This is a genomic window from [Bacteroides] pectinophilus, assembly GCA_025146925.1.
Classification (GTDB): domain Bacteria; phylum Bacillota; class Clostridia; order Lachnospirales; family Lachnospiraceae; genus Bacteroides_F; species Bacteroides_F pectinophilus.
On sequence record CP102260.1, the window covers coordinates 140772 to 157419 of the forward strand.

At 40.7% G+C, this 16648-nt stretch carries 13 protein-coding genes; all 13 read left to right on the forward strand.

Annotation, left to right across the window (positions count from 1 at the left end):
- Window positions 1-12 precede the first annotated feature (12 nt).
- The 13 genes from NQ488_00610 to NQ488_00670 all read left to right on the forward strand — a co-directional run bounded on the left by NQ488_00610 (window position 13) and on the right by NQ488_00670 (window position 16648).
- A complete protein-coding gene (locus NQ488_00610) occupies window positions 13-1170 on the forward strand; it encodes an acyltransferase (protein UWN95846.1) in 1158 nt (385 codons plus the stop codon).
- Between the two features lie 84 nt (window positions 1171-1254).
- A complete protein-coding gene (gene pseC, locus NQ488_00615; protein ID UWN95847.1) occupies window positions 1255-2451 on the forward strand; it encodes a UDP-4-amino-4,6-dideoxy-N-acetyl-beta-L-altrosamine transaminase in 1197 nt (398 codons plus the stop codon).
- A gap of 24 nt (window positions 2452-2475) precedes the next feature.
- On the forward strand, window positions 2476-4398 hold the full coding sequence (locus tag NQ488_00620) for a hypothetical protein (protein UWN95848.1): 1923 nt from the start codon (window positions 2476-2478) through the stop codon (window positions 4396-4398).
- Entirely contained in the window at window positions 4382-5971 is a 1590-nt protein-coding gene (locus NQ488_00625) for a hypothetical protein (GenBank protein ID UWN95849.1), read from the forward strand. Before NQ488_00620 ends, NQ488_00625 begins: the two co-directional genes overlap by 17 nt.
- Before the next feature lie 56 nt (window positions 5972-6027).
- Window positions 6028-7083 carry a glycosyltransferase gene (locus tag NQ488_00630; GenBank protein UWN95850.1) on the forward strand — a complete coding sequence of 352 codons (1056 nt, stop codon included), beginning with the start codon at window positions 6028-6030 and terminating at the stop codon, window positions 7081-7083.
- A gap of 39 nt (window positions 7084-7122) precedes the next feature.
- A complete protein-coding gene (locus tag NQ488_00635; protein ID UWN95851.1) occupies window positions 7123-8172 on the forward strand; it encodes a glycosyltransferase in 1050 nt (349 codons plus the stop codon).
- 3 nt (window positions 8173-8175) lie between these two features.
- A complete protein-coding gene (locus tag NQ488_00640) occupies window positions 8176-9624 on the forward strand; it encodes an MBOAT family protein (protein UWN95852.1) in 1449 nt (482 codons plus the stop codon).
- A 48-nt stretch (window positions 9625-9672) separates the two neighbouring features.
- A complete protein-coding gene (locus NQ488_00645; protein ID UWN95853.1) occupies window positions 9673-10737 on the forward strand; it encodes a hypothetical protein in 1065 nt (354 codons plus the stop codon).
- Window positions 10730-12286, forward strand: a complete 1557-nt coding sequence (locus NQ488_00650; GenBank protein ID UWN95854.1) for a hypothetical protein — start codon at window positions 10730-10732, stop codon at window positions 12284-12286. Before NQ488_00645 ends, NQ488_00650 begins: the two co-directional genes overlap by 8 nt.
- The gene (locus tag NQ488_00655) at window positions 12279-12521 is read left to right on the forward strand and encodes a hypothetical protein (GenBank protein ID UWN95855.1); all 243 of its coding nucleotides are present in this window, start codon (window positions 12279-12281) and stop codon (window positions 12519-12521) included. The genes NQ488_00650 and NQ488_00655 overlap by 8 nt, the downstream gene beginning before the upstream one ends.
- A gap of 5 nt (window positions 12522-12526) precedes the next feature.
- Window positions 12527-13387, forward strand: coding sequence for a hypothetical protein (locus NQ488_00660; protein ID UWN95856.1), 861 nt, complete (start codon window positions 12527-12529; stop codon window positions 13385-13387).
- Window positions 13371-15572, forward strand: a complete 2202-nt coding sequence (locus NQ488_00665) for a YfhO family protein (protein ID UWN95857.1) — start codon at window positions 13371-13373, stop codon at window positions 15570-15572. The genes NQ488_00660 and NQ488_00665 overlap by 17 nt, the downstream gene beginning before the upstream one ends.
- The gene (locus NQ488_00670) at window positions 15566-16648 is read left to right on the forward strand and encodes a DUF6077 domain-containing protein (GenBank protein ID UWN95858.1); all 1083 of its coding nucleotides are present in this window, start codon (window positions 15566-15568) and stop codon (window positions 16646-16648) included. Before NQ488_00665 ends, NQ488_00670 begins: the two co-directional genes overlap by 7 nt.

Here is a 16648-nt window from a genome sequence, read left to right on the forward strand (position 1 = left end):
GAGGAATAGTTTATGAATAATAGTTCTAAGATTAGACAGTCTAATATCGAACTTCTCAGAATAGCTGCAATGCTGATGATAGTGGGACATCATATGGCAGTACATGGAATATATCATGTAATGGCAGGTGAGAATGCATACAGTGTATACAGTATGGGAACGCAGCTGAATAAAGCATTTACAAGCCTTTTTGCTCCCGGCGGAGAGATAGGTGTTGCGATATTCTTTATGATAACAGGGTATTTTCAGATAAAGAAAAATACATTTTCACTTAAGAAAATTATATTGCAGAGTTTCTTTTACGGAGCTTTTTGTACAATTGCATTTGGAATCATTGAGCTGTTGGGCGGGATGGCTCCGTTGTATGTGGTTAAAAATATTGGAAAATTTGCGATGAAGGCTGTATTTACGCCGATAACAGGTAATGTATGGTGGTTCGTGACATCATATATAATAATTATGCTGCTGTCGCCATTTATAAACAGATATCTTAATAAATTGAACAAAAAAGGCTATATAATTACGATTTTATTTATATGGATATTATGGTATTGCGCGCCATATCTCAATGGAGCGGCATACTATCCACTTCTCCGCGGAATGCTGTTTTACGTTTTGGGCGCATATTGCACATGTAATGCAGGAAAATTATCTGGTACAGCGGAAAAGACAGGCAGGGAAAGAGCATGGTATCTGATATTGTTTGTATTTACATGGGTTATCAGTGCAGCTTTGTTTTATAAAATTGCTGAATACAATATTATTGCAAAAGTATCGCCTGAGGTATCAATGTTATCTTCCATATATTCACTTATTAATACAATTGCAGTTGTCCCTGTATGTGCATATGCAATTTTCAGATTTTTTGAATCGCTTCGTCTGGGACAGGTTAACATGATTAACACAATTGCGCGTGCAACATTGGGAGTATACCTCATACATGATTCGGATGTTGGAAGGCAATGTATATGGAAGCTGCTTGCAAGGCCTGATATGTATTATCAGTCTGCTATATTCCCGGTGATGGCAGTCCTGACAGTGCTGGCAGTGTATATATCATGTACGGCTGTTGATCTGTTACGGATAAGGTATATAGAGCCAAAGCTTATGAACCTGCTGGATAAGCTGGAAGGTATATTCAGAAAAAAGTATTGCAGATCTGAAATGTAGAGATTTTAGAGTTAATCATATGTCTGATATTGCCGATAATTATAATATAGTGATATGTGTACATTTACAAGGAGGCAAATGCGCATGGAAAAGTTAGCGATTAATGGTGGAAGTCCTGTAAGGACTCAAAAGATATTTTATGGCAGACAGTGGGTAGATGAAAAGGATGTAGAAGCGGTCTCAAAGGTGCTGACAGGTGACCTGATTACGTGTGGACCTAAAGTAGAGGAGATGGAGAGAACGCTTGAAAAATATACAGGAGCTAAGCATGCAGTTGCGGTATCTAACGGAACTGCTGCATTACATTGTGCATGTATAGCTGCCGGAGTAGGTCCGGGGGATGAGGTTATAACTACGCCGATAACATTTGCTGCCAGTGCCAACTGCGCGTTATATTGTGGCGCAACACCGGTGTTTGCGGATATCAATCCTGAGACATATGCAATCGATCCTGATAGTATAAGGTCTCATATAACTGACAGGACGAAGGCCATTGTGGCAGTGGATTTTACCGGACAGGCTGTGCAGATTGATGAGATAAGGCAGATATGTGACGAATACAATCTTATATTTATAGAGGATGCCGCTCATTCAATAGCAACTAAGTATAAGGGGAAGCAGGTTGGCTCTCTTGCAGACATGACATGCTTCAGTTTCCATCCCGTTAAGACGGTTACAGGCGGAGAAGGAGGAGCAATACTTACGAATGATGATGAGCTTTATAAGAAGCTCGTTCTGGCACATACACACGGAATTACAAGAGATGAAGAGCTTATGGAGTATGCACCGCATGAGGGTCCATGGTGCTATGAACAGATATCCTTAGGATATAATTACAGACTTACGGATTTTCAGGCTGCGCTTATTATAAGCCAGATGTCAAAGCTGGATGCTTTCGCGGAACGCCGTAAGGAAATCGTAAAAAGGTATGATGAGGCATTTGCTGATATGCCGGAGATTATTGAACAGAAGGAGATTCCAGAATCAGATACATGCCGCCATTTATACATAATCAGGCTTAATCTTGAAAAGCTCTCATGTACAAGACGTGAATTCTTTGATGCAATGAGTGCTGAGAACGTACAGTGTCAGGTTCATTATGTCCCTGTATACTGGTTTCCGTATTATCAGCATCTTGGATATACGAAGGGTCTGTGTCCTAATGCTGAGAAGGTATATAGCGAGATTATGAGTATACCTCTTTATCCGAAGTTAAGTGATGCGGATGTTGAGGATGTAATACATGCAGTTAAGAAAGTTGTAGAGAATTACAGAAAGTAATTCTGTAGTGCAACAGAGGTGCCAATGACATACACGATAGACAGAATGAAGGATATATTTGCTGCTGCGGACGATATAATTGCAGAGCGTCCGCAGCTGTTAGAGAAGAAAACGGATGACATATTCAATATTCTTGATGACGGAACAGGGAATATGACAGTAACACGCTGGGCTGTTATGACACGCGCACTGATGAGAGGCTTAACGTCATACGCTATTGATGATATAATCAGCTTTCTGGCGGATATAAGTGACAATTCGCTTATCTGTGAGTTCACAGGGTATGTATTGCAGAATGAGAAGGATATAGATATGCTGGATTTGTTAATGACAGCATATGCCGGAGGCAGGGCTGAGAAAGTCCTGCCTTTTGTAATACCATGTGTCAGCAGTGGAAATGAATGCCATGCTGCGGAATATATTACTATGGTACGTCTGCTGAACGATATTAAGAATGTGGGTGACAGAAGCCGGCTTGTATGTGAATATGCGGCGCTTATAGAGAAGCATTGTCAGGAGGATGTGATTCTGTCAGGCTATACGGAGGAGTACTGCAGTAATACGGAGATGCAGCAGCTTGTATGGCAGCTTGGCTGTGCATTATACAAGAACAGGCATGATGACGCAATTAAGTGGACAGATATGTATGTGTATTCAGATGACCGCAGCCGGCAGCTTATGGGAGCTGATTTTATATACAGGGGTCTGATGTACAATACGGAATATTTTGAACATAATTTTCAATATATAGATGATATTGTAGTTAAAGACGAAGAGATGTGGGAAAAGCTTATTCCTGCATATACACAATACCTGCTGTATGATAAAGCACAATGCCGGCCGGAGATAAGAAGCTGTGTAAATATCCGGATTGTATCGCTTAAGGCAGCCGGAACCGCAAAAAGATTAATATGTCTTGAACAGCTTAATTACAGAGCGGAGAGCAGCGCAGAATGCATGGAAATCATGAGAAACCTTATATTTGACAGAACCTTGGATCCTGCCACAGATGCCGGTTATGCGGAAGATGAAGAAAAAAGACTGTTACATTGTGCTGATTATTATATGTCGGAGCTTGCGCAGGAAGCTGCTGTTACTGCTGGTAATTGTGTGTATGATCTGTATGCGGGTTGTCGATATACGGCACCGTATGAATTTATAAGAAATATTCCACGGACAAGACACGGTCTTGCTGATAAACAGAAAGAATTTGTGTCTGTGTGGTATGAAAGATTTATGTACGGAACAGATACGGATTTCCTGCTGTCGGCAGATTTATTTACACATCTTGTCAGGATTGACAGCCTTGTGGAATATATCAGTGACGTAAGACCTGATAAACAGACAATAAGTTCTTTGATGCAGGGTCTTGTGTTATATGCCGTCGATGTTCATAAGGGCATAATAAGGCTTGCAATTAAGCTTGCAGAATATATTGCCGATACGGATTATTGGACTAAGTTCTGCATTGACAATATATATTGCGATTATCCCGATACTCTTACCGGTGAGGCACAAAAGCAGCTTGTAAATGATAATGTTTATATTGCAGAGCTGGCAGACAGAATAACTGCTTATGATAAGGAGTACAGGGAGAAGGTAAACATATGCAGCAATGACGGAGATTTTGCCGCAGATAACGAAAGGCAGAGGGCTTATTGGATTGCATGGCGTGAAAGGCAGAGCGAATGGAACAAGGAATCGCAGAAGCAGTCATTTGCTTTTGCAATGTTTCCGGGCCGCAGTATGAAATACGGCAGGAGAATAGGATATATACAAAGTATGGGCAATGACATTACGTATCATGTCAGTAGTTACGCCGAACTGAATTATTCATCTGAACTGCCGAGGCGATATATTGAAATTCCTGTTGAATACATGTATATGAGAGAGGATTACATGAGACACAGAAGAGCGAGAGGTACGGATAATGAGGCTTATAGTTAAGGAATATATAGCACAGCTAAGGGAGAAGGACGAGCTGGATATACTTCTGAGCAGAATATATGAACAGAAGGGATTCGTTGCAGACAGCCAGCCAAAGACCGGAAATCGTCAGTTTGGTGTTGATATACAGATGCATAACTCAAAGGAACTTGTATTCTTTGTCGTAAAGCAGGGCAATATTGACCGGAAGGTATGGTCCTCAGACGCTAATGCTGTGCGTCAGAGTCTCGATGAGATTAAGGATGTTGCAATTAACCAGCTTACAGCTTCGGAGCGTAAAAAGAAAATAAAGATACGTGTTGCGAGCAACGGATATATCGAAGAAGCGGTAATGATGAACTGGAAAGGATATATACGGAGTAATACCATATGGAGCGGAATTTCTGTAGATATAGATTTTATCGGAATTGATGATATCGTGGATATGGTCATTACATATTTCTTCAATGAAAATCTGTTTGCTGACGAGCTTAAGAGTGATTTGAGAAAGGCAATGTATTTTGTTGGAGAGGGCAATTATAAACAAAAATATTATGAGCGGATTATAGATACACTGATTGAAGGTATAAAAGCAGGAGAAAGCTCTAAAAAGAAGTTTGACAAGGCGTGTGCTACGTTGTATCTTTCAAGCCAGATGATATGCAGCTATGCGCACGAAGAGAGGCATGACAAAACTGCTATTATGGTATCTGAATACGTAATAATAAGATATTGGAAATATCTGCTGGAGGCAAAGCATCTGGGGAAAGAGAGATATATTGACTGGCTGATAAAGTTCTGCAAATGCTATGAACGCTGGAATGAGTCATATTGCAGCAAACTGAAGAGCGTTGCAGACTCAGAGTCATCACTGCCGGCTTACAATATACTGGAAAACAGAGTGCAGATATATGAACATCTGGGCTTTCTTGCATCATATGCATGCTATCTGATGAATACAAAGCCTGAACATTCAAAGTGGGTGCAGAATATCATAATCGGAATAATTAACAGGTATCCGCAGTATGAGTATGCTCCGTACGATTCGGATGTGAGAGTGATTATAATGATATACAGATTACTTAAGCATAACGGCAATGTTAAAGATATCAGTGCTATTATGCAATGGCAGGCGAGGATTCTTGCAGAATATTACAGGCGTGAGGGCAAATATCCGGCACAATCTGACAGCTTTGAGGAGGCTGTTGCAATAGAAATGAAGCAGGCTAAGGAGCCGTATGTTACTTCTGCATTCTGGGGGTATTATCTGCTGCTTATATGTATAATGGATGACAGAAAGCTGTATGAGCTGCTTTTTGATTTCCTGAGAAATGACATTAAGGATGTTACCAAATGTGTATGGTTTATGAGAAGCAATGAAGAATTGCAGTTTTATGACAGATATGCAATGAATGCCGGAGGAGAGGGAGTTGAGGTTCAACTTGCGGAGAATTATGATACTTTCAGGGAGAGAACCCAATATATACTTCAGCAGTATGATAAAGAAAAGATGTCATTTGATGAATATTGCTTTGAGGGACTTGAGATGATTGTATGCCGGTATTATGGTTATATACCAAGAGTGAAGTTTTAGTTGTTGAGGCATTTCCAACATAATGTTATACTTCTGAATATAGATTGATAGATTTAATGGAAGAGGAAAACACAATGCTTGTCGAAGACAGATCAGTATCAATAGTAGTTCCGATATATAAGACACCGCAATATCTGCCGCAATGTATAGAATCTGTGCTGGCACAGACATATACACACTGGCAGCTTATTCTTGTTGATGACGGTTCGCCTGATGAATGTGGAGAGATAGCGGACAGATATGCACAGCAGCACAGTGCAATTCAGCACAGTGCAATTCAGCACGATGCAATTCGTGTTATACACAAGCCTAACGGAGGGCTCAGTTCGGCACGTAATGCGGGGCTTGAAGCGGCGGAAGGTGAATATGTGATGTTTCTTGACAGTGATGATTTCCTTGAGAAGGATTTCCTTGAGAAGACTATTGGGGCTGCAGTTAAGGATAACCTTGACATGGTTGTTACTCCTACAAGGAATGTATCTGCCAGAGGAGAATTTATCGAAGACCTTAAGCGGGATGAATATTGGAGAACCTTTGACGGAAAAGAGCAGCTTATCAGATATAATGTGACTCCAAGAATATACAGGACGGAGTTCCTACGGGAGAACGGATTGCGATTCAGCGAGGGAGAACTTATGGAGGATGTGGTATTCTGTCTTGCTGCCAATATGCTTACACACAGGTGGAGGCTGCTTGATTACAGCGGGTACTGTTACCGTCTTAATCCTGAGGGAATAGTTGGGAGTTTTAAAAAGAGTGGAATACCGGATAACAGGATACCGTACAGAGGATTACGTGAGGCAGTGCGTCTGGTTAAGGGTAAAAACGGGCGGAGAGATGACAGAATCCTTGAGTACTGCACGGTCCGTATCCTTGTGACGATTCTTTTTGTATTCTGCAGGAAGTCGGATATAAAGACAGTCAGACATATGTGCTCATATACAAGAAAGCTGCTTGAGGAGTATTTCCCTGATTTTGTGCATAATCCGTACTTTGATGTGCGTGGGGAAGAGAATGTGCCGCGATTCCAGAGCCTTGCCGTGTGGCTGTTTAAGATATTATACAGAACAAGGCTGCTTACGCCATTTGCAATTGTGTACACAAGATTGTAAATGCAGCCAAAATAAAGTATAATAAATTGTTTGGAGATAATGATGAAGTTTTCAGTGATTATGCCGGCATACAACGGAATGCATTACATAGACGCTGCGGTGGCGAGTGTATTAAGCCAGTCATATGCAGACTTTGAATATATAATAACGGATGATGGTTCCACAGACGGTACAAGGGATTATCTTGAGAAGCTCAGTAAAAATGATGCACGTGTTAAGGTAATATTTCTTGAGAAGAACGGCGGAATAGGCAATGCCCGTAATACTGCAATACGTGAGGCGGATGGAGAATATCTTTTATTCATAGATCAGGATGATTTTTTTGTGGACGGAGCATTTGACATGCTTGCAGCAAGACTGGGGGCTGAAGCTGACTGTGGGACGAATTTTGCTGATCCTGCGGAGGATGTGTATGGTGCCGCAAATTGTACGGATGTATTGTGCTTTGGCATGAACCGTGTCAGAGAAGACGGAAGCCTTATACAGGCGTTTCCACCGGAGCTTTCGGGAAGTGCATTGAGATGGGATCTGTGTACAGTGTGGACATATGCAGTAAGAAGAAGCATTATTGTGGATAACGGAATAGAATTTCCGGTAGATTCAATGAATGAGGATATGATATTCAGCCTGAGGCTTGCCAGATACACAGACAGAATAGAGCGCATGGATGAATGTCTGTACAGCCACAGGATTAATGAATTGAGTACATCTAATAATATGTCTGCTAAGTTTGACAGATATCCGGACAGCAGAAGACTTGTGTTCGAGGAGTGCAGGAATGCCTACGATGCATCAGGCAGTGCTTCAGACAGGAAGCTTATATTCCTGACGGCTCTTGCATACTACTACTCGATTCAGTTTGGAATATTCAGAAAAGACGCGCCGGACACAAAGCTTAAGGAGTACAGGCTTCACAGGCAGGCGCTGGAAGAATGCTTCGGAGATTATCTGCACGGACACAGCGTTACGCTATTCAGACCGAAGTGCAGAAGGTTTATATACAGGCTTGTTGTGTGGGTGTCATACAGAATGGAAAAGTACCTTGGACAGGCATTCTTTGAAAAGTTTATTTTACTAATGGGGAGATAACAGATGCTGTTTAATTCATATATATTTATTTTTCTGTTCCTGCCGCTGGCACTTATCGGATATTTTGTGCTTAACAGGCTCGGACGTAATATGTATGCAAAAGTATTTCTGCTTGTAATGTCTTTGTGGTTTTACGGATATTTCAACTATACTTATCTTGCGGTCATAATATCAAGCATTGCCGTGAATTATGCAGTGGTTTATCTTATGCGCAGATATCCCGGCAGGAAAAAGCTCTGCCTTGCAGCAGGACTTGTATTCGACATAGGGATGCTGTTCTATTTCAAATATTTTGATTTTTTCTTAACCAATGTAAATGCTGTATTCAATCTCAGCTTTACCATGCGTAACATAGTCCTTCCGCTTGGAATCAGTTTCTTTACGTTCCAGCAGATATCATATGTCGTTGATGCGTATCATGGTGAGACTGATGATGAGAGCTTTTTGGACTATGCGGTGTTTGTAACATTCTTTCCACAGCTTATTGCAGGACCGATTGTGACACATGATGAGCTCATTCCGCAGATTAAGGATGAAAATCGTCAGAGACCGGACTACGGGAATCTGTCAAAGGGACTTATGATATTTGCCGCAGGTATGTTTAAAAAAGTAATAATTGCGGATACATTCGGCGGAATTGCAGATTGGGGCTTTGAAGATATTGCGGCAATGTCATCAATAGATGCGTTTCTGGTAATGTTTTCATATACTATGCAGATTTATTTTGACTTCAGTGCGTATTCGGATATGGCTATAGGAATAGGAAGAATGTTCAACTTTGAGCTTCCGGTGAATTTTAATTCCCCGTACAAATCCTATTCAATAATAGAATTCTGGAGACGCTGGCACATGACGCTTACGCGCTTCCTCACAAAGTATATATATTTCCCGCTTGGTGGCAGCCGTAAGGGCAATATAAGAACATATGTGAATATAATGATTGTTTTCCTTGTGTCGGGTCTGTGGCACGGGGCTGCGTGGACATTCGTGATATGGGGAGCACTGCACGGAGCTGCGCAATGCATTAACCGTGCATTTAAGACACAGTATGAAAGACTTCACAAGGCGTTTCAGTGGGTGCTTACATTTGGATTTATAAATGTGACATGGATTATTTTCAGGGCATCATCAATAAGTGATGTGAAGCTGTTTATAAACCGCCTGCTGCGTGGCGGAATGAGCATATCATTAGAGATTGGAGGAGCATTCGGGCTTAAGGAGCTTAATCTCTTCGAGGATATGCTTCATATATCACAATATACGGATAAGATAAAGGGCTTTAATATGCTGTTGTTTTTTGCGGTGACTTTTTTTGCGGTGCTGAACTGCCGTAATGTTCAGGAGCAGGAGCATAAGCTTGGCATATTTAATGCAGTTATTACGGTTGTGGCACTTGTATGGTGTATATGTTCATTGAGCGGTGTTGCGACATTTTTGTATTTTAATTTTTAAATGGTGCTTAGAATTTGACTTTTAGAAAGGCTGTAACAGGTATCCGGAATGAAGGCGAAAAAATGGCTATTAATGACGCTTGGAATAACTATGGCAGTACTTGTGGCAATGACAGCGGTTATGGTATATATTGATCCGTATTTTCATTATCACGGACCGGTTGAAGGCAGGCCATATATGCTGTATGGCAGCGGGGCATATGAAAAATATTACAACGACGGAATCGGGAAGCATTTTAAGTATGACGCTATGATAACCGGAAGTTCGGTGACGGAGAACTTTATGGCATCGCAGGTTGAAAACTTATGGCAATGCAGGACTGTCAAGACGTGTTTTGCAGGCGGTACGCTGCGGGAGGTTGATGAGCATGTTAAGCGCTCGCTTGCCGCTAATGCCGGTGTCTCAATGATAATAAGGGGAATTGATGAAGATAAGCTGCTTAATGACAAAGATGCAATGCCGTCTGATCCTCCGGAATATCTTTATGATAATAATCTGTTTAATGATGTTAATTACATATTTAATAAGGATACATGGCTGATACCATTAAGATATAATCTGCAGTACATGAGAGAAAATCATGCATCGACAAGCTTTGACAATTACTCAAGCTGGTCCGTTAAAGCAACATTTTCAAAGAAAAGGACATTATCACAGTACGAACGTCCGCAAAAACAGGAAGAAGCTGCCTATACACAGGAAATTCACGACAGTATACAGGCGAATATAGACCAGAATATAGTGGCGACTGTAAGGGATAACCCTGATGTGGCATTTTATTATTTCCTGCCACCATCTTCGATATGTCAGTGGGATGAGTGGAATCAGAAGGGTGTACTTAAGATTCAGATAGAAGCGGAGAGGATGATGATTGAGTCACTGCTGGCATATTCCAATGTCAGGATATACGGATTCTCAGACAGATTTGACATGATAACCGATCTTGATAATTATATGGACAAAGAACATTTCAGTGATGAGATTAATGATAAGATTATAGACTGGATTCATCAGGATGCAGGAAGGCTTACTAAGGATAATTATATTCAATACATTAATGCAATATCGCAATTTTATACAAGCTATGATTACGAGGAAATATTTAATGGGTGACGGGTTTACTGGTAAAGTTGAACATGGCGTGAAGATGCTTATAATGGTTCTGTGGTCGGTGATAATGCTGGGGCTGTTCTTTGTATGCATAATAGAAACGGTAGACCTTGTTGGTGACATGGATGTATCATTCAATTCAGACTCTCCGGTTATTAATATATTATGTATACTGGTCTTTATGCTGATAGCAGCAGCGATAACATTAATGGTTAAAAGATTTATACCTGACAGAGTGATAAACAGTATTAGAAAAAACAGGAATATAATTGGAATTATTATAACAGCTGCAGTTGGAATATTCCTTGTATGGTGGATTTCGATAACGCATTATGAACCGGTATCAGACCAGATACTGTGCTTTGAGATGGCCAGGCAGTTCATTGATGGTAATTACAGTAACTGGAGTACAGGATATATGTCAGTATATCCATTCCAGAATGGAATAGTTATGTTTGATGTAATGCTTCTTGGAATGTTTGGGGACAGTGCATATATAGCTTTTCAGTATGTCAATGTCGCATTCTTTATAAATGCAGTAGTTTCAATGTATGTTATCAGCAGATATATTTTTAAAGAAAATTCAAGCATATGGACGTGGCTTGTAACAGTGACATTTTATCCGTTTGCAATGTATGTTGTATTCTGTTACGGAACAATGACAGGCTTTTCGCTTGCGATGACAGCAGCAATGTTTATGTTTATATATTTTGACAGGCGTAAGCTTGTGTATATGATTCCATGTGGAATTGCAATGACGCTGTCACTTATAATGAAATCTAACTATGCAATTGTCCTTGTAGGAATAGCACTGTATCTTCTTTTTGATTCGGTTATGACAAAGAAGCTTAAGAGTACAATTGGCCTGGTTATCGTACTTGCCATATATATAGCAGGGAGCAGGAGCTTTAATATTGCCGTGGAAAAGCTGACGGACACGCCGCTTGCGCAGGGAATCCCTAAGATTGCGTGGGTTGCAATGGGAATGAACGAATCAGTTAATACTCCGGGATGGTTTGATAATTATAACGGATATGTGTATGAAAAGAACAACAGGGATCAGGATGCCACGGTAGCGGAGGCAATAAGCCATATAAAGCAGCGTGGAAAAGCTATTCTTACAACTAATCCATTAAGATTTTACTATAAAAAGATAACAAGCCAGTGGAATAATCCCACATGGGAGTGTTTTGATATGCAGGAACGCGAGTCACATACGCCGGATTATGCGATAAAGGCAGCAGTCAGGGATGGCAATAATACAGTCTGGAAAGAGCTTATGAATATAGTACAGACTCTTATTAACTTTGGTGTGCTCATATATATTGCAGGGTGCTGGAAAAGATTTGACAGCCTGACGGTGTATGAATTGTTTAATGCAGTGCTCATGATAGGCGGCTTCGTATTCTTTACATTCTGGGAGGCAAAGAGCCAGTATGTGGCACCATATTATTTTGTTATTATTCCATATGCGGTCATAGGATGGAAAAGTATGATAAATAAGATATCTGATATGGCATCAGAATTGGCGGGTAGAAAGAAAAATGAATGACACATTTCCAATTAATATAGAAAATTTTTTAAAAGTTATAATAATGGCAGTATGGACTGCTATAATGTTTTTATACAGATATTTTACCGGGATAGAATTGGGCAGGGGCATGCCAAAGGTAACATGGGTTGCAAGGGGGCTTAATGATTATGGCAAAAGGCCGGTATACAGTCCCATACTACTATCTGCTCATTCCATATGCAGTTATGGGGTGGCAGCAGCTGATAAGAGGTAAGAATAATGGAAAAACATCATGACAGGGCAGTCTGCGTTATGAGCGTCGGAGGCGGTAAGTATCTGGAGCAGTACAGGATAGTCGAAAGGCAGATGCAGCAGTATGCTGCGAGATGCAATGCAGATTTTGTATTTATTAATGACTGGATAGATAAAAGCAGAAAAAGGGATATATATTCACAGAAGCTCCTTATAGCGGATTATCTGCGTCAGTATGAGCTTGCTGCATTCTTTGATCTGGATATAATTATAAATCCCGTCTGTCCGGACATATTTGCAGATATTCCTGATGAGTGCGGACTTGCGGCGGTTGTTAACCCGCGCGGTGAGGACAAGTTCAGGAAGATATATGCAGGTAATGAGCGTATACTTAATGAGACAGTGCAGGATTATTTTACGTCAAGAGGATTTGCACCGGATAACAGGCTTGTCGGTAATATTAATGGCGGTGTGCTTGTGTTCAGGCCATCACTGGTAGCGGATGCATTTAAGGAATATTATTATTCCGGGCATACACAGGGTGGCCATACGGCATATGAGGAAGCACCTATGGCATATTATGCGCAGACACACAACATGTTTTATGCACTTGATGACAGGTATAATAAGATGCTTCCGTTTGAATCGGGAAGAGAAGAATTCTCGTGGATTTATAATATACATCACAACAGATTGTATATGATTGCGGATAAACTTATCACAAAGATATTTCATAAGAGGAACGCGATTGTTACCGGAAAGCATGTCAGGTTTGTAACTGCACTCATCAGCGAAGGTGCATACATGGTTCATATGAGCGGCGGCTTCTACAGCATGGCGGCTGCCAAAAGACTTATGAAGGATTTGGGTTATGAAGGACAGAATTAAAAATATGAGCGACATTGCCAGAACAAGGATGATGCTTGTTATTGCGGTAACGGTAATGTTTGTCATTGTGTATTGGGGATATATATTCGGCGGAAGGTATCTGTTGTTCAAAGATGCAGGAATGGATACGATATGCCAGTTTTATCCAATGTATATACATGTGATAGATTCCATAAAAGAAGGAACATTGTCACTGTGGAACTTTGAGTGGGGGCTTGGATGTGACACTCTTACACGCCAGGAGTGGATAATGGATCCGTGCGCATGGGTAATCATAGGTACCGGTGTGGTATTTGGAGTTGAAACGGTAAAGAACATGCTTCTTGTGATGCAGTTTGTAAAGATTATGGCATGCGCTCTTATATGCTTTGAGTTCCTTAAATATTATGGAGCATCGGTAAGAGCACGTTTTATTGCATCATGCCTGTTTGCATTCAACGGCTGGATTATGCTGTGGGGGCAGCACTATTATTTCGGAATGGCATGCGTGTATCTCATTCTGCTGCTGTTATTGGTCGAGAAGCTGATAGCGGCGTATCAGGAGCAGCGTGCAATGAAGCGGTATTATCTTGCAGTCGGTATTACTGTTGCGCTTATATTTATATACAGTGTTTATTTTGGATACATGATTGCCATATTTACATCTGTATATACAATACTGAGAATGATATATGTTGATGGAGTTAAGACGCTGTGGCACAGGCTTTGGCCGGTTATTGTGACTGTAGTACTCGGAATGCTATGTGCTGCATGCATGATAGTGCCATATGCGGATATTGTACTTAATGTAAGTACAAGAGTTGAAGGAAGTCTGTGGCACCGACTTTCGCAGTATCTTTCGCTGACATACGGAATGAATTATTACAAGGTGCTCGCCGGGAGGATAATATCCGATAATACATTCGGAATACTCGGGATAGACCAGAAATATTACGAATTTCCACAGCTGTCATTCTCTGTGCTGGGAGCAATAGTTCTTCCGCAGGCTGTGTGGTATGGAATTATCAAAGACAGGAACAACGTGGAGCGCAGAAAATGGATACTCAGGATTGTCATGCTTATACTTATGGTGGCAGCTGTAACAGTTCCGATGGTTGGGGCAATATTCAATATAGGCTGTGAGTCACTTGTTGAAGGAATTCCCGCCATGAGATTCACATATGTGCTTATGCCGCTTATGGCTGTGATATATGCATTGTTTATTGACAGATGTGTTGAACGTAACGATATTAACAGATGGCTGGCATCAGCCGGCGTGCTTTTTGTTATCCTGATTAACTACTATGCATTCAGACATTACAGACTTCAGTACAAATGGATTAACATAGCTATAATAGTGCTGAATATTGCTGTCATAGGAATACATTACACAACAGGAAAAGTCAGGATTATGCTGGGGCTTCTTATAGCCGGGGCGTGCTTTGAAGGATATGTTACCAACAATGTAAGATATACATACGACCGCACAACGGAATGTATTAACAGTACAGATTTTCACGGCAGGGATACTACACATATTCTGGAATATCTGAAAGAACATGATGACAGTTTTTATCGTGTTGAAAAGACATACCATGATTTTTCGGCAACGGGAGATTCGCTTCTGCAGAATTATGCACCGGTAAGCATGTACTGTTCAACTATGAGCGGAAGCCTTAAGACATTTTATGAAAAAATGTATCCGACAGAAGAATACCGGTATATTAAACATGACCTGGACGGTGCGCTTTATGATGATGCATTTGCAATCACCAATACAAAATACATTCTTTCATGGACAAAGCTTGACTGGGATTATCTTGAAGAAATATATGAATATGACGGGACATATGTATATCGCAATCTGCATGCAGGCTCAATTGCAAGTCTGTATTATGATGGGAAAGAAGCTGACAGAACTTCGCATTTTGTCAGAAAGACGGATGCATGTGTTGAAGGAAGTGTAGATGCAAAAGAGGATGGTACGTTAATGCTGGCTATTCCATACAGAAAAGGATGGAATGTGTATGTTGACGGAGTCCGTCAGCAGATTCGGGAATATGATTATGCATTTATAGCAACTGATATAGAGGCAGGACAGCATACTGTAGTCGCAAAGTATGAGAACAGGCTTTATGTAATCGGAGCTTTACTCAGTCTTGCCGGAGTGGTTATGTTTGCAGGATGGGTAGTGAAGTTATGTTAATATTAAAGATGGTGTTATTAGTGCTGTGCAGTGTGCTTGCGGCAGTGCCTTTGGGCAATATGATATTCAGACTGGCCGGAATTAAGAATGAATCTGTGGCGTCAATGTATGTTGCGGGCATAATATCCAGCATGGCTATATATGAAGTAGTATACTTATTCCTTGTGTTCAGATACGAATCCCTTTCAAAGACAACTTTTATATGGGGAGCAGTAATGTTGCTTTTTATAGTAGCAGGAATAGTTACAGGGATTGCTTACGGAAAAAAGAATAAAAATCTGCATGACGGATTTACGGGTTATTTTACGGATATAAGAGTACACCATGTTATTGCTGTATGTGTATGTGTGGCATACATTATATTTACGCTGGTGTATCAGCGGGAATATACGGATGATTCGCTGTTCGTAGGAATGGCATCTACGGCATATTCAACAGACACACTTATAAGATTCAGTCCGTTTACAGGCAGACAGATAGAGCTTAGTTATGTAGCCAAATATATTTTGTCAGGATACCATGCATACATGGCGTCAGTAAGTGCAATATTCGGGATGCAGCCTGTAGTTATGATGCACAATGTGCTGCCCGTAATTATAATAGCTATGCATTATATAGTTTGTTACGGGCTTGCCAGTGTGATCCTTAAAGATAAAAAATCGGCAGACTATGCAATTATTTTTCTTACAATAATTGATTTATTTTCTATGTACAACAGATTTGAACTTACAACCTCTGCATGGCTTTTTACAGGTCCCTGGTATGGCAAGTCAATTATAGGCAATGTTATCATACCGGTATTGTGGTATTATCTTATACGCATTATGGATGAAGATGGCAATGCAAAGTCAACTAAGAGAATGTGGGGGCTTGTTGCGGTTGTGCACACTGCAGCAGCACTCATAAGCACGTATGGCAGTATAGCTTCAGCAACGGTAACTCTTTGTATAACAGTTTATTATATGATAAAGAACAGGCGTCTGTCGTATGCATTGGGGTTTGTAATTTCCTCAGTACCATCAATCGCGCTTATGTCGTTCATGTTATATATGCAGTATATGGGGGTTAAATGGTAA